This window comes from Blautia sp. AM42-2 (assembly GCF_003480245.1).
In the GTDB taxonomy this organism is placed as follows: domain Bacteria; phylum Bacillota; class Clostridia; order Lachnospirales; family Lachnospiraceae; genus Fusicatenibacter; species Fusicatenibacter saccharivorans.
In genome coordinates this window covers 308-25220 of the sequence record NZ_QUIM01000012.1, presented here as the reverse complement: position 1 = coordinate 25220, position 24913 = coordinate 308, and the positions used below count along the sequence as shown (strand labels likewise).

Annotated in this window: 17 protein-coding genes, 1 tRNA gene and 1 CRISPR repeat array; of the genes, 16 read left to right on the top strand and 2 right to left on the bottom strand. The window is 45.5% G+C overall.

The window, feature by feature from the left end:
* Positions 1-210: 210 nt before the first annotated feature.
* From DW915_RS12485 to DW915_RS12475, 3 genes are all read left to right on the top strand, one after another.
* Positions 211-4008, top strand: coding sequence for a phosphoribosylformylglycinamidine synthase (locus tag DW915_RS12485; protein WP_117762150.1), 3798 nt, complete (start codon positions 211-213; stop codon positions 4006-4008).
* Positions 4009-4286: 278 nt separating this feature from the next.
* The gene (locus DW915_RS12480; protein WP_022463214.1) at positions 4287-4814 is read left to right on the top strand and encodes an RNA polymerase sigma factor; all 528 of its coding nucleotides are present in this window, start codon (positions 4287-4289) and stop codon (positions 4812-4814) included.
* Positions 4815-5037: 223 nt separating this feature from the next.
* Entirely contained in the window at positions 5038-6096 is a 1059-nt protein-coding gene (locus DW915_RS12475; protein ID WP_117762149.1) for a lactonase family protein, read from the top strand.
* An 83-nt stretch (positions 6097-6179) separates the two neighbouring features.
* Here DW915_RS12475 and aroC read toward each other — a convergent pair whose 3' ends face one another.
* Positions 6180-7286, bottom strand: coding sequence for a chorismate synthase (gene aroC / locus DW915_RS12470; protein WP_117762148.1), 1107 nt, complete (start codon positions 7284-7286; stop codon positions 6180-6182).
* Between the two features lie 218 nt (positions 7287-7504).
* On the opposite strand from aroC, the gene DW915_RS12465 reads away from it, so the two are divergent.
* From DW915_RS12465 to DW915_RS12455, 3 genes are read left to right on the top strand one after another with little or no spacing between them, the layout of a single operon-like run.
* Positions 7505-8368 (top strand): hypothetical protein, encoded by an 864-nt coding sequence (locus DW915_RS12465; protein WP_055228519.1) that lies wholly within the window; start codon positions 7505-7507, stop codon positions 8366-8368.
* A 15-nt stretch (positions 8369-8383) separates the two neighbouring features.
* Complete coding sequence (gene pyk, locus DW915_RS12460) at positions 8384-9820, top strand: pyruvate kinase (RefSeq protein ID WP_022463218.1); 1437 nt, start codon at positions 8384-8386, stop codon at positions 9818-9820.
* Positions 9821-9843: 23 nt separating this feature from the next.
* Positions 9844-11121, top strand: a complete 1278-nt coding sequence (locus tag DW915_RS12455; RefSeq protein ID WP_055221426.1) for a diaminopimelate decarboxylase — start codon at positions 9844-9846, stop codon at positions 11119-11121.
* A gap of 156 nt (positions 11122-11277) precedes the next feature.
* Here DW915_RS12455 and DW915_RS12450 read toward each other — a convergent pair.
* Positions 11278-11360, bottom strand: a tRNA-Leu gene (locus DW915_RS12450).
* A 413-nt stretch (positions 11361-11773) separates the two neighbouring features.
* Here DW915_RS12450 and cas9 point away from each other — a divergent pair.
* The 10 genes from cas9 to DW915_RS12400 all read left to right on the top strand — a co-directional run.
* Entirely contained in the window at positions 11774-15751 is a 3978-nt protein-coding gene (gene cas9 / locus DW915_RS12445) for a type II CRISPR RNA-guided endonuclease Cas9 (protein ID WP_117762147.1), read from the top strand.
* On the top strand, positions 15748-16614 hold the full coding sequence (gene cas1, locus DW915_RS12440) for a type II CRISPR-associated endonuclease Cas1 (protein ID WP_117762146.1): 867 nt from the start codon (positions 15748-15750) through the stop codon (positions 16612-16614). Before cas9 ends, cas1 begins: the two co-directional genes overlap by 4 nt.
* Before the next feature lie 11 nt (positions 16615-16625).
* Positions 16626-16931, top strand: coding sequence for a CRISPR-associated endonuclease Cas2 (gene cas2 / locus DW915_RS12435; RefSeq protein ID WP_117762145.1), 306 nt, complete (start codon positions 16626-16628; stop codon positions 16929-16931).
* On the top strand, positions 16928-17602 hold the full coding sequence (gene csn2 / locus DW915_RS12430; RefSeq protein ID WP_117762144.1) for a type II-A CRISPR-associated protein Csn2: 675 nt from the start codon (positions 16928-16930) through the stop codon (positions 17600-17602). The genes cas2 and csn2 overlap by 4 nt, the downstream gene beginning before the upstream one ends.
* 63 nt (positions 17603-17665) lie before the next feature.
* Positions 17666-18360: direct repeats of the CRISPR family, unit length 36 nt; unit sequence GTTTGAGAATGATGTAAAAATGTATGGTACTCAAAC.
* A gap of 225 nt (positions 18361-18585) precedes the next feature.
* Positions 18586-19350, top strand: coding sequence for a type III pantothenate kinase (locus DW915_RS12425; protein ID WP_117510241.1), 765 nt, complete (start codon positions 18586-18588; stop codon positions 19348-19350).
* Positions 19351-19429: 79 nt separating this feature from the next.
* On the top strand, positions 19430-19816 hold the full coding sequence (locus DW915_RS12420; RefSeq protein ID WP_117510240.1) for a GntR family transcriptional regulator: 387 nt from the start codon (positions 19430-19432) through the stop codon (positions 19814-19816).
* A gap of 16 nt (positions 19817-19832) precedes the next feature.
* Positions 19833-22307, top strand: coding sequence for an ATP-dependent Clp protease ATP-binding subunit (locus tag DW915_RS12415; RefSeq protein WP_118742228.1), 2475 nt, complete (start codon positions 19833-19835; stop codon positions 22305-22307).
* A 103-nt stretch (positions 22308-22410) separates the two neighbouring features.
* Entirely contained in the window at positions 22411-22824 is a 414-nt protein-coding gene (locus tag DW915_RS12410; RefSeq protein ID WP_055221437.1) for a hypothetical protein, read from the top strand.
* A gap of 73 nt (positions 22825-22897) precedes the next feature.
* Complete coding sequence (gene radA, locus DW915_RS12405; protein WP_055221439.1) at positions 22898-24277, top strand: DNA repair protein RadA; 1380 nt, start codon at positions 22898-22900, stop codon at positions 24275-24277.
* Between the two features lie 301 nt (positions 24278-24578).
* On the top strand, positions 24579-24913 hold a 335-nt coding region (locus tag DW915_RS12400), incomplete at its 3' end, for a hypothetical protein (RefSeq protein ID WP_199676783.1).

Here is a 24913-nt window from a genome sequence, read left to right as displayed (position 1 = left end):
GGGGCCTGACGGTTTAGGACGGGAGAGAATGGGTGATGAGTGGGATGGTAGTGCAGGAAAAATGGAATGCGTCCGTCTATTAAGAAACAAAACTTATAAAACATATAAGATATATTAATTTCATTTATAAAGATAAATATGCTATTCTGTAAGTAACGAAAGATTGTCCCGTTTTTGGGGGACTATGATTCAGACAAATGGAGGATAAAAATGAGTACAGTCAGACGCGTTTATGTGGAGAAAAAGCCGGAATTTGCGATTAAGGCGAAAGATCTGAAGCATGAAATCAAGCACTATCTGAACATCCAGACCGTAACCAACGTACGGGAGCTGATCCGGTACGATGTAGAAAATATCAGTGATGAGACATATGAGAAAGCATGTAAAGTAGTCTTTGCAGAGCCGCCGGTTGATATCTGCTATCAGGAAGATTTCCCGCGTGCAGAAGGTGCGAGAGTATTTTCCGTAGAATTCCTTCCGGGACAGTTTGATCAGAGAGCCGATTCTGCCGTACAGTGCGTGCAGTTCTTAAAAGAAGACGAGCAGCCGATCATCCGCTCCGCCGTTACGTATGTTATCGAAGGAGAGATGACTGATGAGCAGTTTGACGCAGTCAAAGCACACTGCATCAATCCGGTAGACTCCAGAGAGACAGGACTTGAAAAACCGGAAACCCTCGTGACAAAATTTGAAGAGCCGGCAGACGTCAAAATCTTCGACGGATTCATCGACATGCCGGAGGCAGAATTAAAAGCCCTGTATGATTCCCTCGGCCTTGCCATGACCTTCAAAGACTTCCTGCATATCCAGAACTACTTCCGCGGCGAAGAAAAACGAAATCCATCCATGACCGAGATCCGCGTACTCGATACCTACTGGTCCGATCACTGCCGCCATACCACCTTCTCCACCGAGCTTACCAACGTGACCTTCGGCGAAGGCGACTACTACGAGCCGATGAAAAAAAGCTACGACCGCTACTTAAGCGACCGTGAGGTACTCTACAAAGGCCGTGACGACAAATTCATCTGCCTTATGGACCTTGCCCTTCTGGCAATGAAAAAACTGAAATCCGAAGGAAAACTCGCAGATCAGGAAGAGTCTGATGAAATCAACGCATGCTCCATCGTCGTACCGGTAGATGTAGACGGAAAAGACGAAGAGTGGCTGATCAACTTCAAAAACGAGACCCACAACCACCCGACCGAGATCGAGCCGTTCGGTGGTGCAGCAACCTGCCTTGGCGGTGCAATCCGTGACCCGCTTTCCGGCAGAACCTATGTATATCAGGCAATGCGTGTGACCGGAGCCGCAGATCCGACCCGTCCGCAGAGCGAGACACTCGAAGGAAAACTTCCGCAGAAAAAACTCGTAAGAGAAGCAGCACACGGCTACAGCTCCTATGGAAACCAGATCGGTCTTGCAACCGGCTATGTCAAAGAAGTTTACCATCCGGACTACGTGGCAAAACGTATGGAGATCGGAGCCGTCCTTGGAGCAGCACCGCGCCGTGCCGTTGTCCGTGAAAATTCCGATCCGGGCGATATCATCATCCTGCTCGGCGGCCGTACTGGAAGAGACGGCTGCGGCGGTGCAACCGGTTCCTCCAAAGTACATACGACAGAATCCATCGAGACCTGCGGTGCAGAGGTACAGAAAGGAAACGCACCGACTGAGCGTAAACTGCAGAGACTGTTCCGCCGCGAGGAAGTCAGCCTTCTGATTAAAAAATGCAACGACTTCGGTGCAGGCGGAGTTTCCGTTGCCATCGGCGAGCTGGCACCGGGCCTTAAGATCAATCTGGACAAAGTACCGAAAAAATATGCCGGCCTCGACGGAACCGAGATCGCCATCTCCGAGTCCCAGGAGCGTATGGCCGTTGTCATCGACCCGAAAGACCGTGAGCAGTTCCTGAAATATGCCGCAGAAGAGAACCTGGAGGCAACCGAAGTTGCAGTCGTAACCGAGGACCCGCGTCTGGTACTCTCCTGGAGAGGAAAAGAGATCGTCAATATTTCCCGTGCATTCCTGGATACCAACGGAGCACATCAGGAGAATGATGTCTTCGTAGAGATTCCAAAAGCAGAGGACACCCCGTTAAAAAGAAGCGGTGACATTGCCGACGTGAAAGAAAAATGGCTGTCCACCCTGTCAGACCTCAACGCATGCTCCCAGAAAGGTCTTGTCGAGATGTTTGACTCCTCCATCGGAGCAGCCAGCGTGCTGATGCCGTACGGTGGAAAATATCAGCTGACTGAAACTCAGGCCATGGTTGCAAAAGTGCCGGTTCCGGATGGAAAAACCAACACCGTTACCATGATGAGCTACGGCTTTGATCCATACGTATCGAGCTGGAGCCCGTATCACGGAGCAGTCTATGCCGTAACCGAGTCCCTGTCCCGCATCGTGGCAGTCGGCGGCGATTACAGCAAAGTCCGCTTCACCTTCCAGGAATATTTCCGCAGAATGACTGAGGATCCGCACCGCTGGAGCCAGCCGTTCGCAGCACTTCTTGGTGCATACGACGCACAGATGGGCTACGGCCTGCCGTCTATCGGAGGAAAAGACAGTATGTCCGGTACCTTCAACCATATCGATGTACCGCCGACACTCGTATCCTTCGCGGTTGACGTTGCAAAATTAAAAGATGTAGTATCTCCGGAGCTGAAAAACACAGGAGACAAACTCGTGTGGATCCACCTTCCAGTCGACGCACATCTGCTTCCAGAGTACGAAGGCGTCATGGAAACCTACAGAAAACTGCATGAGGATATGCAGAACGGCCGTGTGAAAGCCGCTTATGTCGTAGACCGTCAGGGTATCGCAGCAGCCGTATCCAAGATGGCATTCGGTAATGCTCTCGGCGTAACCATCGAGCACAATGTAGACGAGAGAGATCTCTTTACTCCATATATTGCAGATCTGATCTGCGAAGTTCCGGCTGAAAAAGTCGGAGAGCTGGCAAGCACCTACACCGTCATCGGTGAAGTGACAGACAAACCGGTTCTTTCCTATAAAGACACCGAAATCACCATCCGCGAGGCCGTTTCCGCATGGAACAAACCGCTGGAAAAAGTATTCAAGACCGTATCCGGTGCAGAGCTTCCGGAGGTAGATGCCCTGAATGTGGCAGCAGCAGACGAAAACGGAATTGTTGCAGACAGCTGCTATCAGGCAAAGAGCATCCACGTATGCTCCCACAAGCTGGCACAGCCGACCGTATTCATTCCGGTCTTCCCGGGAACGAACTGTGAGTATGACAGCACCAGAGCTTTCGAGCGTGCCGGTGCAAAAGTTATCACTCAGGTATTCAGCAATCTTTCCGCAGAAGACATCCGCGGTTCTGTCGATGCCTTTGAAAAAGTCATCAACCAGGCGCAGATCATCATGTTCCCTGGCGGATTCTCCGCAGGTGATGAGCCGGATGGATCAGCAAAATTCTTTGCAACCGCATTCCAGAATGCGAAGATCAAAGAAGCTGTTACCAAACTGCTGAATGAGAGAGACGGACTTGCCCTTGGTATCTGCAACGGATTCCAGGCACTGATCAAACTGGGACTCGTTCCGTACGGTGAGATTCTCGGACAGACGGAGGATTCCCCGACTCTGACCTTCAACACTATCGGACGCCATATTTCCAAGATGGTTTACACGAAGGTTGTGACCAACAAATCCCCATGGCTGGCAGGCGCCGAGCTTGGCGGTGTTTACACCAACCCGGCATCCCACGGAGAGGGACGTTTCGTAGCATCGAAAGAGTGGATCGACAAGCTGATGGCAAACGGCCAGATTGCAACCCGCTACTGCGATGTCAACGGAAACCTGACCAACGACGAGTACTGGAATGTCAACGGTTCCTACTGCGGAATCGAGGGTATCACCAGCCCGGACGGCCGTGTCTTTGGTAAGATGGCACACGCAGAGCGCCGCGACAACGGCGTAGCAGTCAACATCTACGGAGAGCAGGATCTGAAGATCTTTGAGTCCGGTGTTGCTTACTTTAAATAAAATAAAACCAAAATAGAAGATTCCCGCAGAGAGGAAGAAAGCTCCTTTCTGCGGGAATTTTTTGTCAGAAACAGTAATTTCTGATTTCGAAAGAAAAAATTTGATTATGCGCCGCGGTGCAGTTATAACGCAATATTTTGCTTTATTAACAAAAGTAATAAGGTCAAATAGTAGAAATATTCTGAAAAAACGAAAGATTTCGATAGTCTCAACACATTACATATATGACGGGCCCGGAAGAGAAGGACAGCGAAATAACAGGAGGGAGAAAGAAGTGTATGAGACAAGAGAAGGAACGATTTTTTCAGATCATATTCGAGGAAAACAGTCATGTGCTGTTCCGTTATATCTGCGGTCAGTTGAACAATGACCGGGAGACGGCGAAGGATGTGCTGAACGATGTATGGGAGGTATTGGTGGTAAAATTTGAAACCGTTGCCGATCTCGAAGGAGAAGAGATGACGAAATGGCTGTTCTGTGTGGCAAAAAACAAGATCAAGAATCAGCGCAGAAAACATTATTATCAGAATGAAGTTTCCTATACACAGTATCAGAAAGAGAACAGAAATGAAGGGGAGGCGGCCGCGACAGCCGAGATTGAGGAACGAATGGTGATGCAGAACTGCATCCAGAACCTGAATCCGATGGATCAGCGCATTTTCTGGGGGAGAGCATATGGATTCAGCTACAAAGAGCTCAGCGGATTCTGCAAGAAAAGCGAGCAGGCGCTGCAGTGCCAGTACAGCCGCGCAATCAAGAAACTGCAGGGAATGATGAGTCAGGAAATCAGTCTGACGAGAGCGTAGAAAATGGAAATGGTATGCAGCGGAAACCTCAACTCTTACAATCCAAAAACAATAGAAATATCTAAAAAATTCTCTGCAGGAGAATATCCTGTGTCTAAAAATAAAGTGTTACCGTTTACATATCAAAAATCCGTTTTCCTCGTTGTCGTGGCGCGGAAATTGTGTTAAAATATTTTTAGAAAATTCACACGATGTGCGAGAAGGCAGAAAGGATGAAAACAACATGAAGGATGAGTACGTAGCCTATGTAGGCACTTATACCCATGGAAGCAGCATTGGTATTCATTTATATGATGTAAATGTAGAAGAAGGCACTCTGACAGAGCGAAAAGTCATACCGGTCAACAACTCTTCCCACATTGCCCGTTCCTTAAACGGCAAATACCTGTATTCGATTGCAGATGAAGGCGTTGCAGTGTTTGCAGTGGAGGATGACGGAGACCTGACCCCGATCAACAAAGTAGACATCGACGGCATGCGCGGCTGCTATCTGTCGGTGGACAAAACCGGAAGATACCTGTTCGTGGCAGGCTATCATGACGGAAAAGTAACCGTTGTACATACCCATAAGGACGGCCGCCTCGGAAGTCTGATGGACGGCGTGTTCCACAAGGGCCTTGGCAGTGTGGCAGAGCGTAACTTCCGCCCGCATGTCAGCTGTGTCGTTCCTACACCGGACAACAAATATGTCTGCGCAGTCGACAACGGCATTGACCAGATCAAAATGTACAAGCTGAACACACAGCGTGACCGCCTGAAACTGGTGGATATCCTGCGCTGTGAGCGTGAATCCGGTCCGAGAGAGATCGTTTTCAGTGAATCCGGAAAATACGCGTATGTCATTTACGAGCTGATGAACAAAGTCGATGTATTCAGCTACCGTGATACGGGAAACGGACCGGAATTTGAAAAACTGCAGTCGATCAGCACCACATCCGCGAACGTGGACCAGGCGCACGACGCTGCATCCGGCATGTGCCTTTCCCCGGATCACCACTACCTGTTTACTTCTACAGCCGGAGACAATACCGTAGCAATGTTCCATATCGACCCGGAGACCGGCTGCATGGAGAAGAAGTTTGCACTTCCGATCAGCGGCGAATATCCAAAGGATATTGCAATGTTCCCGGACGGAAAACATATCGCAGTGGCAAACCATGAGTCCAACACGATCACAACATTTACCGTTGATTATGAGAAAAACGTGCTGGTTCAGAAAGGCCGCCCGATGAAAGTGGAGACGCCGAACTGTATTCTGATTACGAAAAAAGGCGTTCACTAAAAAATAACGCAAAAATGCCTGCAGGAAGAACTGTATCCCGCAGGCATTTTTTGTGTTGAAGCCAGAAAGAAGCAGTCCGGCCTTTATTTCTCGTCCAGAGCCCAGACTTTCTTTACATTGTCCAGTTTGGCGCTCATGCCGACGAGCAGTGCGTCCGCCAGGACAAGAGCGGTCATGCATTCCACGACAACAACGGCGCGTGCAACGATGATCGGGTCGTGGCGGCCTTTGATTTCGATGGCAATATTTTCGCCGTCTTTGTTGATGGTCTGCTGGGAAGCAGCAACGGACGGGGTCGGTTTGAAACCAGCCCGGACAACGATATCGCTTCCGTCGCTGATACCGCCTAAAATACCGCCGGCGTGGTTGGTCAGCTTGACAATGGAGCCGTCCGCATTTACATGGAAGGCATCGTTATTGGTAAGCCCGGTAGCTGTGCAGACCGAGAAACCGTCTCCGATTTCCACGCCTTTTACGGCGCCGATGGAGACGAGTGCTTTTGCAAGGTTGGCATCGAGCTTTTCAAACACCGGATCGCCGACACCGGCCGGCATATGGTGAACGACACATTCGACCACACCGCCGACGGAATTTTTTTCCGCCATGGCTTTTGTTAAAAGCTCGGAAGCCTTTTCGGCAGCCTCTGCATCCGGCATATTCAGGGCGTTATTCGCGATTTCAGCGGTATCAAAAGACTGGATTTCCACGTCACCGATGGAGCGGGTGTAGGCGGAAACGGTGATGCCAAGCTCAGAGAGCATTTTTAAGGCAATGGCACCTGCAGCCACGCGTGCGATCGTCTCGCGTCCTGAGGAGCGTCCGCCGCCGCGGTAGTCGCGGAAACCGTATTTTGCATCAAACGTATAGTCGGCGTGGCCCGGTCTGTAATAGGAAGCAATGTCGCTGTAATCTTTGGAATGCTGATCCTCATTCCATACCACCATGGAAATCGGGGTACCGGTCGTTTTTCCTTCGAAAGTGCCGGATAAAATCTGAACGGTATCGGATTCTTTCCGTTTTGTGGTAAAGCGGTTCTGTCCCGGCTTCCTGCGGTCGAGGTAAAACTGAATATCCTCCTCGGAAAGCGAAAGGCCGGCCGGCACTCCGTCCACAACAACGCCCACGCCTTTTCCATGAGACTCTCCCCAGGTGGTCAGTCTGAAGATGGTACCAAATGATGATCCTGCCATATATAAAGTCCTCCTGAATTTTTTCGTATATTTATAAAATAACTGGAAAAGATTTCTAATAAATTATACCGGAAAGTAAAACATTCGTAAAGCTCTTTTTCGGAGACGAAATTCACCGTTATACCGTTTGACAAACGAAAAGGCAGCACGTATAATGAGAATGTATTTTCGGGCAGTGAAAGCCGGTAAAATAAAACAAACAAAAAGGAAGAGTGTGCATGAATTTTTTAGACAAAATGGAGCGAAAATATGGGAGATACGCGTTAAGCCATCTGACGATGTACATTATCGTAACGTACATTGCGGGATATATCATTGCGCTTGCGGCTCCCATCATGAGACAGTATCTGACGCTGGAACCATATTATATTCTGCACGGACAGATCTGGCGTCTGGTGAGCTGGATTCTGATTCCGCCGAGCAGCCTTGATATCTTTACGATCATCATGCTGTTTTTCTATTACTCAATCGGAACAAGCCTTGAGAGAGCCTGGGGAGATTTCAAGTATAATGTTTACATCTTTTCCGGCATTCTGATGACCATTATCGGTTCCTTCCTGCTGTATGGAATCTTATATGCAGTCAACGGATATCCGTCGCTGATGGGAACGGCATTCAGCACTTACTACATCAGCCTCTCGATTTTCCTTGGCTTTGCGATCAGCTTCCCGGATATGCAGGTACTGCTGTATTTCATTATTCCGATCAAAATCAAATGGCTGGCATACCTTGACGTAGCGCTTCTCGCCTACAGCATGATTACCAGCATCATGAGCGGAAACTGGGCAGGATGTGTTGTTATTCTTTGTTCCCTTGCAAACGTCCTTGTGTTCTTCCTGATGACAAGAAAAGGAAAACGCGGCTCTTTCCAGCAGAACAGACGCCGGAAGGAATTTAAAAAGGCCGTTTCAAGAGGCGAAGCCGAATACCGCAATCCGAACGGGATCACAAAACACAAATGTGCGATCTGTGGCCGGACCGAAAAAGATGATCCGAATCTGGAGTTCCGTTTCTGTTCCCGATGCAACGGAAACTATGAATACTGCCAGGATCACCTGTTTACGCATGAACATGTAAAATAAAGAAGGAGAGAAAGTATGAGAAGAACGAAAATTGTCTGCACCATGGGACCAAATACCAACTCCCGTGACCTGATGAAAAAACTGATTGAAACCGGAATGGATGTTGCTCGTTTTAATTTTTCTCATGGAGACCACGATGAGCAGAAAATGCGTATGGATATGCTGAAAGAGCTTCGAAAAGAGCTGAAAACTCCTGTGGCAATCCTTCTGGACACCAAAGGACCGGAAATTCGTACCGGCGTTTTAAAAGATGGAAAAAAAGTGAATCTGGTAACCGGACAGACTTTTACCCTGACAACCGTTCAGGAGACCGGAGATGAAAATCACTGTTCTGTCAGCTACACCGGCCTTACGGAAGATATCAAAGAGGGAGATACGATTTTGATCGATGATGGTCTGATCGGTCTGCGCGTAGAAAAAGTAAATGCACCGGAAATTGTCTGTACCGTAGTAAACGGCGGCGAGCTCGGAGAAAAAAAGGGCGTGAATGTACCAAACGTTTCGATCAATCTTCCGAACCTCACGGAGAAAGACAAAGGAGATCTTCTTTTTGGTATTGAACAGGATATTGATTTTGTTGCAGCTTCCTTTATCCGGAATGCAGAGGCAATTAACGAAATCCGTGAGTTCCTTGTGGCAAACGGAGGAGAGCATATTGATATCATTGCCAAGATCGAAAATGCGGAGGGTGTGCAGAACATCGACAGCATCATCGATGCGGCAGATGGTGTGATGGTTGCAAGGGGAGATCTTGGTGTAGAGATTCCGGCGTGCCAAGTACCGCATGTACAGAAAATCATCATTGAAAAATGCAATCATAAATACAAACCGGTTATCACAGCAACCCAGATGCTGGATTCCATGATCCGGAACCCGCGTCCGACCCGTGCAGAGGTAGCCGATGTTGCGAATGCAATTTATGATGGAACGGATGCGATCATGCTCTCCGGCGAAACAGCAGCCGGAAAATATCCGATCGAGGCAGTTACCATGATGGGAGAGATTGCCGAGCAGACGGAGCGTTATCTGAAATTCGAAGACTACCGCGATGGAAAAGCGCTGGAAGGAAAGCTAAATGTTTCCGCAGCAGTCGGAAGTGCAGCCGTTTCTATGGTAGAACACATCAAAGCAGCCTGCATTGTGACTCCGACGATGTCCGGTCAGACTGCAAGACTGATTTCCAACCTTCGTCCGAGCGTACCGATTTACGGCGTTACCCCATATGAATGGGCAAGAAGAAAAATGCAGCTCTACTGGGGCGTTCGTCCGGTGACCGGATACGAGGAAGATTCTACGGAGAACATCATTTCCCATGCTATGTATATGGTGCGCCGTGAGGAGCTTGTAGAACGTGGCGATATGGTTATTTTTACGGCCGGAGACCCTGCTACTAACGAGGTGACGGGTGAAGGATATATGACAAACATGCTTCACATTATTCAGGCAAAATAAGCAGAAGAAGGAGACAAAAGAGAATGACGAAGAAGCCTTTTGTAACAAAAGAAAAACTGGAAGAAATCGCAGCAGCAGTACCAACTCCGTTTCACATTTACGATGAAAAAGGAATTCGTGAGAATGCGAAAGCGGTAAAGGAAGCTTTTTCCTGGAATCCGGGATTTCGTGAGTATTTTGCTGTAAAAGCGAACCCAAACCCGACACTGATCAAAATGCTGGGTGAATATGACTGCGGATGCGACTGCTCTTCTTACACGGAGCTGATGCTTTCCGATGCGATGGGATTTGAGAAAGATAAAATCATGTTTTCATCCAACGTAACACCGGCTGCAGAGTATCAACTGGCTGCAGAGCTTGGTGCGATCATTAACCTTGATGATATTACGCATATTGATTTTCTTGAGAAAACATTAGGCTACATTCCGAAGAAAATCTGTTGCCGTTATAACCCGGGCGGACTGTTTAAAATCAGCACCGATATTATGGACAATCCGGGAGATGCCAAATACGGTATGACAACCGAGCAGATTTTTGAGGCATTCCGCATTCTGAAGGCAAAAGGGGCAGAAGAGTTCGGCATCCATTCCTTCCTTGCAAGTAATACCGTAACCAATGATTACTACCCAGTTCTGGCAAAAACACTGTTTGAGCTGGCTGTAAAGCTGCAGAAAGAGACGGGCGTGAAGATTAAATTCATCAATCTTTCCGGCGGCGTCGGAATTCCGTACAAACCGGATCAGGAAGGCAATGACATCCGCGTGATTGGCGAGGGTGTACATAAAGTGTACGATGAAGTTCTCGTTCCGGCCGGCATGGGCGATGTTGCAATTTACACGGAAATGGGCCGTTTCATGATGGGACCGTACGGCGGACTCGTTACCCGCGCCATCCATCAGAAACACATCTACAAAGAGTACATCGGCTGTGATGCCTGCGCGGTCAACCTGATGAGACCGGCTATGTACGGCGCTTACCATCACATCACGGTGATGGGAAAAGAAGATCAGCCGTGCGACCACAAATATGACGTAACAGGCTCTCTGTGCGAGAACAACGATAAATTCGCGATCGACCGCATGCTTCCGGAAGTGGAAGTCGGAGACCTCCTCTTCATCCACGACACCGGCGCACATGGATTTTCCATGGGATACAACTACAACGGAAAATTAAAATCTGCAGAGGTTCTGTTAAAAGAGGACGGCAGCTTTGAAGTCATCCGCCGCGCAGAAACCCCGAAGGACTACTTCGCTACACTGGATGGAACACCGGAGTATGAGAAGATGTTTGGAAATAAATAAGAAATAACAACAGTAAAACCCCTTTCAAAAAGAACCATGCGGCAGATGGCCGGTTCTTCGAAAGGGGTTTTCTTTCTTTCAAAAGCTGTTTTTTTGAAGGGAAGACAATAAAAAAGATCTGCATCAACGTTCGTTTTTGCAGATCTTTTTTAGCTATGCCGCTGGCCGGACTCGAACCGGCACGGTTATTCACCGCTTGATTTTGAGTCAAGTGCGTCTACCAATTCCGCCACAGCGGCAGTGTTCGTAATCAGAACAAGATATATTTTACCATAAAAACAAGAAGGACGCAAGAGAAAAAAATGGAATAATTATCATAAAAACTTTCTAAAAAAGATTGACGAAAGGAAAAAATAGAAGTATAGTGTAGATAGTTTAGTACCATACTAAATTTTACATCATAAGTTCAAATAACGATTTATCGAAAACGCCATCGTTAGATGGTCCACAGTGTGTGGAACGAAAACTGTTGTCTTCATAGACAGCAGTTTTTTTGTTGTCTAAAATTAGAAATGAAACATGGTTATGATTCAGTACTGTGAGAACAGCAAGAACCAGGAAGTAGAATTGTTGAAAATAGGAAAGAAAAGATGTAAAAAATCAAAATATATGGTAAAATTAGATAAAATGTAGAAAATGGAGGAAAGAACAGATGAAAGGGGAATATTATCTCGGACTTGATATGGGAAGCAGTTCGGTTGGATGGGCTGTGACAAATGAGAAGTACGAAATTTTGCGCGCACATGGAAAAACACTTTGGGGTGTACGGCTATTTGACAGTGCACAGACTGCAGAAGAGAGAAGAGGGTTTCGGACAGCAAAACGAAGATTGGATCGTCGTAATTGGAGAATAGAATTGCTGCAGAAAATTTTTGCGGAAGAAGTAGAAAAGATAGATGATGGATTTTTTCGCAGAATGAAAGAGAGTCGTTACTGGCCAGAGGATAAGCGTGACAGGCAGGGAAAGTGTCCGGAACTTCCCTATGCATTGTTTGCGGATGATGATTACACAGACAAAGAATATCATAAACAGTTTCCAACCATCTATCATCTGAGAAAATGGTTAATGGAAACTGACGAAACGCCTGATATTCGCCTGATATATCTTGCTCTGCATCATATGATGAAACACAGAGGCCATTTTCTATTAAACGGAAATATCGAACAGGTAAGAGAATTTCAGACAACATTTGAACAGTTCCTTGAAGCAGTGCGGGCAGAAGAACTTGGCTTTTCTTCCGAGATTGGAGTGGAAAGAAGCAAGGAAATAGAGGCAATTTTAAAAGACCGAACATTGACCAAATCTGCGAAAAAGACAAAAGCAGTAAAAGCAATGCGGGCAGAAACATCCTGTGAAAAAGAGTGGCTGGGATTGATTACCGGTGGAACAGCAAAACTGGGAAATCTGTTTGGGGAAAAACAGATGGATACACTGGAACGGCCAAAACTTTGCTTCGCAGATGCAGGTTATGAAGAATACGCTGGAGAGATCGAAGCAGAGCTGGGAGAAAAATATGTATTAATTGAACACGCAAAAGCAGTGTACGATTGGGCTGTTCTGGCTGATATTTTGCAGAACTATTCTTCTCTTTCAGAGGCAAAAGTGGCACTTTATGAAAAGCATAAAAAAGATCTGAAAGATCTGAAAAAGCTGGTCAGAGAGAATCTTTCAAGGGAAGAATATCAGAGACTGTTTGCAAAAAAGGATGAAAAAGCTAATTATTATGCGTATATCAAGGCACCAAAACAATGTAGTCAGGAAGACTTTTACGGTTATCTGAAAAAGAATATTCTGGGCAAGATATCAGATGTGACGAAAGCATCCTGCATGCAGAAGGAAATGGAAATGGGAACGTTTCTTCCGAAACAGACTGTAAAAGACAACAGTGTCATTCCATATCAGATTCATTTATATGAATTAAATGCAATCCTGAAAAATCTGGAAGATAAAGTTCCGCTACTGAAAGAGAATGGAGAGAAGATTCAAAAGATTTTCACATTCCGCATTCCGTACTACGTAGGACCCTTAAACGGAATTCGAAAAAAAGGGGAGAAGAGTAACTGGGCGGTACGAAAAGAAGGCAAAATATATCCATGGAACTTCGATGAGATGGTAGATTTGGAAGCAAGTGCAGAGCAGTTTATTCGAAGAATGACGAATAAATGTACTTATCTGCCAAGTGAAGATGTTTTACCAAAGTATTCTCTGCTGTACAGCAAATACGAAGTTTTAAATGAATTAAATAATCTGCGTTTGGATGGAGAAAAGATATCTGTAGAGCAGAAACAGAAAATATATGAAGAAGTATTCCAGAAAAGCAGAAAGGTTACACAGAAAAAACTGAAAAACTATTTAGTGAAAGAAGGAATTACCGGAAAAGAAGTTGAAATTACCGGAATTGATGGTGATTTCAAGAGTTCTCTTACGGCATACCATGACTTTAAAGAGAAATTAACAAATCTGTCACTGAACCAGGCGGAAAAAGAATGCATCATCCTGAACGTAACGCTGTTTGGAGATGATAAAGCGATACTGAAACAGAGATTAAAGAAACTGTTTCCGGAGTTGACAGAAAAACAAAGAGACAGCATAAGTAAACTGCCGTATCGTGGTTGGGGAAGACTCTCAAAAGTGTTTTTGGAAGAGATGGAAGCACCGGCACCGGAAACGGGAGAGGCATGGTCTATTATTCGGGCTTTGTGGGAGACGAATGACAATCTGATGCAACTGCTTAGCGAAAAATATTTGTTTGCATCGGCAATCGAAGAAAAGAATGGAAACGAACAGAAAAAACGGGATATTTCGTATGAATTAGTCGAGGAGCTTTACGTATCACCGGCAGTGAAGCGGCAGATTTGGCAGAGCCTTTTGATTGTAAAGGAAATCTGTAAAGTGATGGGAAACCCACCGAAACGTGTTTTTATAGAAATGGCAAGAGAAAAAACCGATCAGGGAAGAACCTCTTCAAGAAAAAAGAAACTGCTGGAACTTTATAAAAAATGTAAAGCGGAAGAAAAAGACTGGATAGATGAGATTGAAAAGCGTTCCGATGCGGAAATGAGAAGAGACAAGCTGTATTTGTATTATACGCAAAAAGGAAAATGCATGTATTCCGGTGAAACAATTGAACTGGAGGAATTGTGGGATAATCAGAAGTATGACATTGATCATATTTTTCCACAGTCCAAAGTGATGGATGATAGCCTGGATAACCGGGTACTTGTAAAGAAAAAGTGTAATCAGATGAAAGAGGATAAATATCCGATCGATGAAACAGTTCGGAAAAAAATGCAGCCATTCTGGAAATCTTTAGTGGATGCCGGATTGATCAGTGAAGAAAAATATAAACGGCTGATAAGAGGAAATGGATTTGAACCGTCTGAATTGGCTGGATTTATTTCCAGGCAGCTGGTGGAAACTCGTCAGAGTACAAAAGCGGCAGCAAGTATTCTGCAGCAGGTGATCCCGGATACACAGATTGTTTATGTAAAAGCGCCAACCGTTTCAAAGTTCCGTAAGGATTTTAAATTTCTGAAGGTACGGGAGATGAATGATTATCATCATGCGAAGGATGCTTATTTGAATATTGTCGTTGGCAACGCATATTTTGTAAAATTCACATCAAATCCGATTCACTTCATTAAGGAAAATCCGGGAAGAAGTTATAATCTGAAGAAGATGTTTGAACAGGAAAGAATTGAACGAAACGGAGAAATTGCCTGGGAAGGCGGGAACGGAACCATTGTGACAGTCCGAAAGTTTATGGAAAAGAACAACATTCTTGTGACGCGAAGATCGTATGAGGCAACAGGTGCATTGTTTGACCAGCAGATTGTCAAAAAAGGAAAAGGTCAGGTTCCGATCAAGAGCAGTGATGAACGGCTTTGTGATATACAGAAGTATGGAGGATATAACAAAGAGGCGGGAGCTTACTTTGTACTGGCAGAATCGGAGGGCAAAAAGGGAAAGAAAATACGAACAATCGAGTATGTGCCGATTCGTCTGAAAAAGGAAATTCAGAAGTCAGAAGAAAATATAATTCGGTATCTGGAAGAGGAAAGACAGTTAAAGAATCCGCGAGTGCTGGTGCCGGAAATCAAAATAGATACTCTGTTTTGTGTGGACGGATTTTATATGTGGGTTTCCGGAAGATCAGGGGATCAGCTATTGATGCAAGGTGCAAATCAGCTGGTACTTTCCCAGGAAGAAACAGAAATACTGAAAAAAATAGTACAGTACGTGGAACGTAAAAAACAGAATAAAGAACTGAAAATTTACGATTCCGACCATTTAGAAGAAAAGAAGGTGGTGATGCTGTATGAAACCTTTTTAAATAAATTAACAAATACGGTATATGCAAAAAAACTTGGAGCACAGGCAAAGACATTAACGGAAAAAAGAGAAAAATTTAAAGAATTATGCATAGAAGAAAAGTGTATCGTTTTGTATGAAGTTTTACATTTTTTCCAGTGCCAGAGTGCTGCCGCTGATTTGAAATTAATTGGAGGATCTGGAAGAGCAGGAATTTTGTGTCTCAACAAAAATATAACCGATTGCAGTCGAATCGAAATGATTCATCAATCGCCAACCGGTATCTACGAGCAGACAGTAGACCTGAATGCATTATGAGCTGGCGGATTGTGGTTATTTCCAAACGGGCAAAGCTGGACTATCAGCTTGGTTACCTTGTGGTGCGAAATGAGGAAGTAACAAAAATACATTTAAGTGAAATATCAACCATTCTGATTGAGTCAACAGCAGCAACAGTCACAACAAGTCTGCTGGCAGAGCTGACAAAAAAGAAAATAAAAGTGATTTTTTGCGATGAAAAGAGAAATCCATCGTCGGAACTGGTTGGGTATTACGGAAGTCATGATACCAGCAATAAAATCAGAAAGCAGATTCAGTGGAGCCGGCACAGTAAAGAAGCGATCTGGACAGAAATTGTGACGGAAAAAATACGAAAACAGAAGGAACTGTTAAAAAATATGGGAAAGGAAGAAGCGGGTCTGTTAGAATCATATTTACAGGAGATTGGCTGGAACGATGAGACAAACCGGGAAGGGCATGCGGCAAAGGTATATTTTAATGCATTGTTCGGTATGACATTTACCAGAACTGCGGATTGTCCGGAAAATGCAGCGCTGAATTACGGATATAGCATTTTGTTGTCTGCGTTTGCGAGAGAAATTGTAGCGAGCGGTTATATTACACAGCTCGGACTCTTTCATGATAATATGTTTAATCAGTTTAATCTGGCGTCCGATTTGATGGAACCGTTCCGTGTTCTGATTGACCGGGAAGTAATCCAAATGCAGAGGAAAGAATTTACGCATGAGGAAAAAATACAGTTGGTCAATGTATTAAACAACGAAGTCATGATAGACGGGAAAACACAGTATGTGAATAATGCCATAAAAATTTACTGTAAAAGTGTATTTGATGCCTTAAATGAGAATGACAGTGCATTGATCCGGTTTTATGGCCTATGAGTTATCGTTTTATGAGAGTATTGGTACTGTTTGATCTTCCGGTGCTGACGGGCGATCAGAGAAGAGAATATGCGAGATTTCGAAAGTTTTTATTGAAAAGCGGATTCCTGATGCTCCAGGAATCCGTATACTGTAAGCTTGCGTTAAATACAACTGTAGTGAATGGAATCGTGGATCAGATTCATAAAAATAAGCCGGAAGAAGGTCTGATACAGCTTTTAACGGTGACTGAGAAGCAGTATGCGAAAATGGATCTGATTGTTGGGAACGTAAAGAGTGAAGTGTTGAATACGGATGAAAGGCTGGTGATTTTATGAAACTGGTACATGTGGACTTGGAAAAACCTATTGCGATTCATCGGAACTGTCCCACGGAATGGATTATAGAATCACCGGAGCTGTTTTTAAAATATGTGGAGCAGCTGCAAAAACAAAATCAGGGAGAGAAGGGAAATTTCGTACTTTCTAAAGCTGACACAGAGCTGAATATGAAAAGAGATGTGGAATTGGTATTAACGCCCTTTTCTCTTGATTTTGCGGATCACAGAATACAAAAACGGTTATTTACAGAGCTGGTCAAAAGTGCGCAAAATGAAGAAATGTTTCTGGAAACGCAGAGAATTATTGCGGAACTGAAGAAATACATCTATCAATTGGAAGCTGTCAGTGGGTACGAATTGGAACAAAATGAGGAAATCGATTTGAGCGCACTCCTAAAATTGATGGGAGTTCAGACAGAAACCGAAAAAGAGATGGGGCTTCTGGAAAAATTAACGCAATATATCAAAGTTATGGCCGAACTTCTCCAAAAAGAACTGGTGATTTTGGTCAATATTCGATCCTATCTGAACGAAACACAAATAAACAAACTCTCCCAAATGGCATGCTACTATGAAATATCCTTGCTTTTCATAGAAAATATACAAAGGGACTTTTCGAATCAGAGAGAATATTATATAATTGACAAAGATGGATGTGATGTCTATTAATATCCATCGGATGTTTGAGTACCTGTTTTGTGCAGATGAAAGCAGTTCATTTTTAAATTTGAGGTTTGAGAATGATGTAAAAATGTATGGTACTCAAACTGATAGATTGCCATACCTAATACCTCCATGGTTTGAGAATGATGTAAAAATGTATGGTACTTAAACAGGTTCTAATATTATTCCACTTGCAGGAAAGTTTGAGAATGATGTAAAAATGTATGGTACTCAAACTGAGGACGATTTCTATTCTGCAGGCATGAAGTTTGAGAATGATGTAAAAATGTATGGTACTCAAACACCCTGTCCAGAAAAGCCTTCATCGACGATGTTTGAGAATGATGTAAAAATGTATGGTACTCAAACATCAGGAACAAACGTGAAAGTCGAAAACCAGTTTGAGAATGATGTAAAAATGTATGGTACTCAAACTACTGTATATGGTGCGAATGATGGTTTTAAGTTTGAGAATGATGTAAAAATGTATGGTACTCAAACCTGAAAACGTCATATGACGGCGTAAAAGACGTTTGAGAATGATGTAAAAATGTATGGTACTCAAACACGATTTGAGCGCGTAAATGACAGCTTCTAGTTTGAGAATGATGTAAAAATGTATGGTACTCAAACCGCTCGCTGCTCACTATCCATCACCGCCTGTTTGAGAATGATGTAAAAATGTATGGTACTCAAACTTTCCACCTCCCCTAAATCTGTAAGTAATGGTTTGAGAATGATGTAAAAATGTATAGTACTCAAACATTTTCAGGGCAAATTCTGCTAAATCGTACGTTTGAGAATGATGTAAAATTTATTTTTGTGAACAACAAGAATAGATAATTCAAAATGAAATATTCAGAAGACAGTATGAAATCGACTTAATTGTCTTTTTCTTGCTGTCTTTTTCCTTGTCTCAAAGCGCCGCACCATGTATAATAAAACCACAAGAATTTCATTTCATAGTTTTTACAGGAGGAACCTGAATCATGATCCTTGCAATAGACATCGGCAACACGAACATCGTCCTTGGGTGTGTGGAAGGGAAAAAAACATACTTTATCGAAAGACTCTCCACGGACAAGGCAAAAACAGAGCTGGAATACGCAGTCAGCCTGAAAAATGTACTGGAACTGTATGAGATTCCGGTGGAGCAGATCGAAGGAGGTATCATCTCTTCCGTTGTTCCGCAGGTGACAGAGCTCTGCCGGAGTGCGGCAGAAAAAGTGATTAAAAAGCCGGTCAAAGTTGTCGGCCCCGGTGTGAAGACCGGACTTAATATCAAACTGGACGACCCCGCAACGGCAGGAAGCGATCTTGTTGTTGTAGCAGTAGCAGCGCTGAATGAATACACATGTCCGCAGATTGTTATCGATATGGGAACTGCCACGACGATGAGTGTACTTGATCAGAAAGGAAGCTTCATCGGAGGCGTGATTCTTCCGGGACTTCGTACTTCGCTGGATGCTCTCGTATCAAATGCCGCGCAGCTTAGCCAGACCAGTCTGACAGCACCGAAAAAAGTCATTGGCAAAAATACGCTGGACTGTATGAAAGGCGGTATGATTTATGGAAACGCTGCCAGCATCGACGGCATGATCGAACGGATGGAAGAAGAACTTGGCTGCAAATGCACGATTGTGGCTACCGGAGGTCTGGCGAAAGCTGTGATTCCGCACTGCAGACATGACATCATCATCGATGAGAATCTGCTCCTGAAAGGTCTTCAGATCATCTACGAGAAAAACAGGTAGGGAAACCGTTTGTTGACAAAGTTTGCGAATTGTTATAACATATGTATAACAAAACGATACGAGAAAGCAGGGTGTAACTATGTATTATGAGACAATACAGATCGATTTCAACAGCGATGAAGCGATCTATATCCAGCTGAGAAATCAGATTATTCTGGGTATTGCCACTTCCAGAATTCAGGAAGGAGATACTCTACCTTCGGTAAGACAGCTCGCAGACAATATCGGAATCAACATGCATACCGTAAATAAGGCCTACAGCGTACTCCGGCAGGAGGGGCTTCTTTCGATTGACCGAAGAAAAGGAGCCGTTATCTCTATCGATGCGGATAAACTGTATGCCATGCAGGAACTGCGCGAAGATCTGCAGGTGATTCTTGCAAAAGCCGTCTGCAAAAATATATCAAAAGAAGAAGTACATCAGCTTGTAGATGAAATTTACAGCAATTACGCAGACGAAACATGAAGGAGACAATAGTATTATGAGAGAAGGATATACCAGTCAGGCAAAAAAAGCACTGGCATATGCGGTTAGGGCAGCTGAAAAATGTGGACATAATTACGTAGGAACCGAACACCTTCTGATCGGACTTCTGAACGTGGAGGATGGCACAGCAGGCATGGTGCTTTCTGAGTTTCACGTAGATGCCGGACAGCTTACCGAACTGATTGACCGTCTGATTGCACCAGGCGGAAACACCGTGACCGAATCCCGACCGGGCTATACTCCGCGGGTACGCAGAGTGCTTGAAAATGCAGAAGCGGAGGCAGCGCGTTTTAAGAGCAGAGCTGTGGGAACCGAGCATTTGCTGATCGCAATCTTAAAAGAAAGTGACTGTGTTGCTACCCGTTTGCTTTTTACCATGGGGATCAACATTCAGAAACTATATGGAGCAATCCTTACTGCCATGGGCGAGGCACCGCTGCAGGGCGGTGCAAGCGGAAATGCAAATACCGGCCGCGGACCGCAGACAAGAGGTGGAGCGCAGACCAGCGAAACGCCGGCACTGGACCAGTACAGCCGGGATCTGACTGAGCTTGCGCGCGAAGGAAAACTCGATCCGGTTGTCGGCCGTGGGCAGGAAATTGAGCGTGTCATTCAGATCTTAAGTCGCCGGACAAAAAACAACCCGTGTCTGATCGGAGAGCCGGGTGTCGGAAAAACGGCGATTGCGGAAGGTCTGGCGCAGCGGATTGCCCTTGGCATTGTGCCGGAAACGATCCGCGATAAGCGAGTTGTTGTCCTTGACCTTTCCGGAATGGTAGCCGGAAGCAAATACCGCGGTGAGTTCGAAGAGCGTATCAAACGTGTCGTCAAAGAAGTGACGGACAATGAAAATATTCTGCTGTTCATCGATGAACTTCACACCATCATCGGGGCCGGCGGTGCAGAGGGAGCACTCGATGCATCCAATATCTTAAAACCGTCCCTTTCCCGCGGAGAAATTCAGCTCATCGGTGCAACCACGCTCGAAGAATACCGTAAATACATCGAAAAAGATGCCGCATTGGAGCGCCGTTTCCAGCCGGTCAAAGTAGAAGAACCGACGGAAAGCGAAGCACTTGATATCTTAAAAGGCCTGCGCCCATACTACGAACGCCACCACGGCGTGGAAATCACCGATGAAGCACTGGAAGCAGCCGTAAAAATGAGCGTCCGCTACATCAACGACCGTTTCCTGCCGGATAAAGCCATCGATCTGATCGATGAGGCATCCGCAGGCGTACAGCTCGCCGGCTATCAGGTGCCGGACAACATGGCAAAAGAGGAGCAGACACTGTTCGAAGTACAGAAAGAAAAAGAATCCGCGATCAGTGCCGGCGATTTTGAGCAGGCAAAAGAACTGCAGGCGCGCCAGCAGGAGCTCGAAAAAGATCTGGAGCAGATCCGAAAACGCTTTGAACGCCGTTGCAAAAACAAAAAACTGCAGGTAACAGAAGAAGAAATCGCAAAAACCGTATCCACCTGGACGAAAATTCCGGTACAGCGTCTCGCGGAAGGAGAATCGAAACGTCTGGCAAGACTGGAGCAGACACTCCATAAACGCGTTGTCGGCCAGGAAGAAGCCGTGACAGCTGTGGCAAAAGCCGTAAAACGAGGCAGAGTCGGATTAAAAGACCCGAACCGTCCGACAGGATCCTTCCTGTTTCTTGGACCGACCGGTGTCGGAAAAACAGAACTTTCCAAAGCACTCGCCGAGGCAGTTTTCGGTACAGAGCAGGCCCTGATCCGCGTCGACATGTCGGAGTACATGGAGAAACACAGCGTCTCCAAACTGATCGGATCCCCTCCGGGATACGTCGGCTACGAGGAAGGCGGCCAGCTCTCCGAAAAAGTGCGCCGCAACCCGTACAGTGTGATCCTGTTTGACGAGATCGAAAAAGCGCACCCGGATGTCTTCAACATTCTGCTGCAGGTGCTTGATGATGGCCATATCACCGACGCGCAGGGCAGAAAAGTTGATTTCAAACAGACCTGCATTATCATGACATCCAATGCCGGAGCACAGAACATTGTAGCGCCGAAACGCCTTGGATTCCTTTCGACAGAAGATGAGCGGAAAGACTACGAATACATGAAGGGCCAGGTGATGGAAGAAGTCAAACGGATGTTTAAGCCGGAATTCCTGAACCGAATCGACGAGATTATTGTATTCCATCAGCTTACCAAGGCGGATATGAAGAAGATTCTGCAGATTCTGCTCAAAGATCTGGAGCGCCGCTGCAAGGAGCAGATGGACATTGAATTGAAAGTCCGTGACACCGTGAAAGAATATCTCGTGGAAAACAGCTTCGACAGCAAGTACGGTGCCCGCCCGTTAAAACGCGCGATCCAGAGCAAAATTGAGGATCCGCTCGCAGAAGCCATCCTGAACGGAGAAGTGAAAAAAGGCGATACCGTTGCGGCTGGAATGAATAAGAAAGAGATTACATTTAAGGTTCTTGAGAAAAAATAATATAAAATTCCATAAATTATATGGTAAAATCTTTTTGATTATGGTATGATTTTCACAAAGAAACGAAACACCACAAAAGACAAGACCAGGAGGGCATTTACAAATGTCAGTAGTAAAAGAATTAATCCGCACAGAGGCAGACGGAGGCATCAGCTTCGGAGATTATGAGCTTGCGGCAAAGGCAAAAAAATCTGATTTTGAGCACAGAGGAGATCTGTATAAAGTAAAAACCTTTAAGGAAATCACAAAGCTGGAGAGAAACGGACTGTTCGTATACGAATCCGTTCCGGGAACCGCAGTTACCGATCTGAACGTATTCGACGACGGCATGACCTTCAAAGTAGAAGGACCGGAGGATGCACAGATCACCGTTGAAATGGAAGCAGAGACCGAATACAAGGTGCTGCTCGACGGCGTAAACGTTGGCCACATGACCACAAATCTCGGCGGAAAACTTTCCTTCAGCGTAGAGCTGGAAAAAGCAGAGGATGTAGCAGTAGAAATCGTAAAAGCATGATGAAATAAGAAAAGAAGGCTGTCGCAGAACGTGTGCGGCAGCTTTTTTTGACAATTATAAGGGAGACACAACTATGGCAAAAGCAAAAAAAACAGCCTTTTTCTGCCAGAACTGCGGATATGAGTCAGCAAAATGGATGGGTCAGTGTCCGGCGTGCAGAGAATGGAATACGTTTGTGGAGGAACCGATGGCGGCCAAAACACCGGCGGGAAACCAGGGGCTCGGAAGCCACAGCGCAGCGGGCAGAAAGCCGGTGCATCTGACGGAAATTTCAACAGGAAAAGAAGAGCGTATCCCGACGGGAATCGGAGAACTCGACCGGGTGCTCGGCGGAGGAATTGTGCCGGGTTCCCTGACACTGGTCGGCGGCGATCCGGGAATTGGAAAATCCACACTCCTTCTGCAGGTGTGCCGCATGCTGTCCACAGCAGGACATCAGGTTTTATACATTTCCGGCGAGGAGTCCCTGCGCCAGATCAAACTGCGCGCCGTGCGGATCGGAGAATTTAATGAAAATCTGTCCTTGCTCTGTGAGACGAATCTTGACATTATCCGCGCCGTCATGGAAAAAGAGAAGCCGGAGATTGCCGTCATCGACTCGATCCAGACCATGTATAACGAAGAGGTCAGCTCCGCGCCGGGCAGTGTATCCCAGGTCCGGGAATCGACGAATGTGCTGATGCAGATTGCAAAGGGAATGGGAATTTCGATCTTTATCGTCGGTCATGTGACAAAAGACGGTAATGTGGCCGGCCCACGTGTGCTGGAACACATGGTAGATACCGTGCTGTACTTCGAGGGCGACCGTCATGCGTCCTACCGGATTCTGCGCGGCGTCAAAAACCGTTTTGGTTCTACAAATGAGATCGGCGTCTTCGAAATGCAGACAGAGGGACTCGTGGAAGTGAAAAATCCATCGGAATACATGCTGAACGGACGGCCGGAGGGAGCTTCCGGTTCGGTTGTCGCATGCTCCATGGAGGGAACGCGCCCGATCCTGATCGAGATTCAGGCACTGGTCTGCCACAGTAATTTCGGAATCCCGCGCCGCACCGCAGCAGGATGCGATTTCAACCGTGTGAACCTGCTGATGGCAGTGCTGGAAAAACGCGCAAGAGTCAATCTTTCGACAAGCGATGCCTACGTCAACATCGCAGGCGGAATCAAGATGAATGAGCCGGCGATTGATCTTGGCATCGCACTTGCCGTCGTATCGAGCTACAAAGATCAGGTGATCGATGAGAAAACGGTCGTATTTGGCGAGGTCGGCTTAAGCGGTGAGGTCCGCGCCGTCAGCATGGCGGAACAGCGTGTACTGGAAGCAAAAAAACTGGGCTTCGAGCGGGTGATTTTACCTGCTGTCTGCATGAAGTCCGTGGAGAAAATCGGTGGAATCGCACTGATTCCGGTGGAAAATATTCAGGATGCGATTCTGCGCGTGGGGAAAAATTAGAAGGAAGTTGTGGAAAAAGGACCGGCGTGTGATGCGTACGGTCTTTTTTAAAAAATTCAGATAAAATATAAAATATGCAGAATTAACTATATTTTTCTAAAAATAAGAAAATTCGAAAAAAGGTGTTGACTTTTGCTTTGGGCGGTGTTATTATAACTAAGCTGTCAGTGAGAGCTGATGCGAATGAGTTTCTTTGAAACAGAAAAATCTAGTTCGGAGCCGGGTGGCTGCCGCGGGTTGGAAAAACTGCTTCAAAAAAACCTGAAAAAAGTTCTTGACAAAAGCAAACGAGTTTGATAAAATGAACGAGTTGCTGATCGAGAGAACAGCAAAGAAGTTCGAAAGAGCTTCAAAAAATAAATTAAAAAAGTTCTTGACAAAAGCAAACGAGTTTGATAAAATGAACGAGTTGCTGATCGAGAGAACAGCAAAGAAGTTCGAAAGAGCTTCAAAAAATAAATTAAAAAAGTTCTTGACAAAAGCAAACGAGTTTGATAAAATGAACGAGTTGCTGATCGAGAGAACAGCAAAGAAGTTCGAAAGAGCTTCAAAAAATAAATTAAAAAAGTTCTTGACAAACGAAAAGTTCTGTGATAAAATAAACGAGCTGATCCGAGTCGGAACGGCAGAGATCCT

What these genes read in the sequence shown, in the direction of transcription:
- DW915_RS12485 (WP_117762150.1), top strand. Translation starts at nt 211, where the DNA reads ATGAGTACAGTCAGACGCGTTTATGTGGAGAAAAAGCCGGAATTTGCG.
- DW915_RS12480 (WP_022463214.1), top strand. Translation starts at nt 4,287, where the DNA reads ATGAGACAAGAGAAGGAACGATTTTTTCAGATCATATTCGAGGAAAAC.
- DW915_RS12475 (WP_117762149.1), top strand. Translation starts at nt 5,038, where the DNA reads ATGAAGGATGAGTACGTAGCCTATGTAGGCACTTATACCCATGGAAGC.
- aroC (WP_117762148.1), bottom strand. Translation starts at nt 7,286, where the DNA reads ATGGCAGGATCATCATTTGGTACCATCTTCAGACTGACCACCTGGGGA.
- DW915_RS12465 (WP_055228519.1), top strand. Translation starts at nt 7,505, where the DNA reads ATGAATTTTTTAGACAAAATGGAGCGAAAATATGGGAGATACGCGTTA.
- pyk (WP_022463218.1), top strand. Translation starts at nt 8,384, where the DNA reads ATGAGAAGAACGAAAATTGTCTGCACCATGGGACCAAATACCAACTCC.
- DW915_RS12455 (WP_055221426.1), top strand. Translation starts at nt 9,844, where the DNA reads ATGACGAAGAAGCCTTTTGTAACAAAAGAAAAACTGGAAGAAATCGCA.
- cas9 (WP_117762147.1), top strand. Translation starts at nt 11,774, where the DNA reads ATGAAAGGGGAATATTATCTCGGACTTGATATGGGAAGCAGTTCGGTT.
- cas1 (WP_117762146.1), top strand. Translation starts at nt 15,748, where the DNA reads ATGAGCTGGCGGATTGTGGTTATTTCCAAACGGGCAAAGCTGGACTAT.
- cas2 (WP_117762145.1), top strand. Translation starts at nt 16,626, where the DNA reads ATGAGAGTATTGGTACTGTTTGATCTTCCGGTGCTGACGGGCGATCAG.
- csn2 (WP_117762144.1), top strand. Translation starts at nt 16,928, where the DNA reads ATGAAACTGGTACATGTGGACTTGGAAAAACCTATTGCGATTCATCGG.
- DW915_RS12425 (WP_117510241.1), top strand. Translation starts at nt 18,586, where the DNA reads ATGATCCTTGCAATAGACATCGGCAACACGAACATCGTCCTTGGGTGT.
- DW915_RS12420 (WP_117510240.1), top strand. Translation starts at nt 19,430, where the DNA reads ATGTATTATGAGACAATACAGATCGATTTCAACAGCGATGAAGCGATC.
- DW915_RS12415 (WP_118742228.1), top strand. Translation starts at nt 19,833, where the DNA reads ATGAGAGAAGGATATACCAGTCAGGCAAAAAAAGCACTGGCATATGCG.
- DW915_RS12410 (WP_055221437.1), top strand. Translation starts at nt 22,411, where the DNA reads ATGTCAGTAGTAAAAGAATTAATCCGCACAGAGGCAGACGGAGGCATC.
- radA (WP_055221439.1), top strand. Translation starts at nt 22,898, where the DNA reads ATGGCAAAAGCAAAAAAAACAGCCTTTTTCTGCCAGAACTGCGGATAT.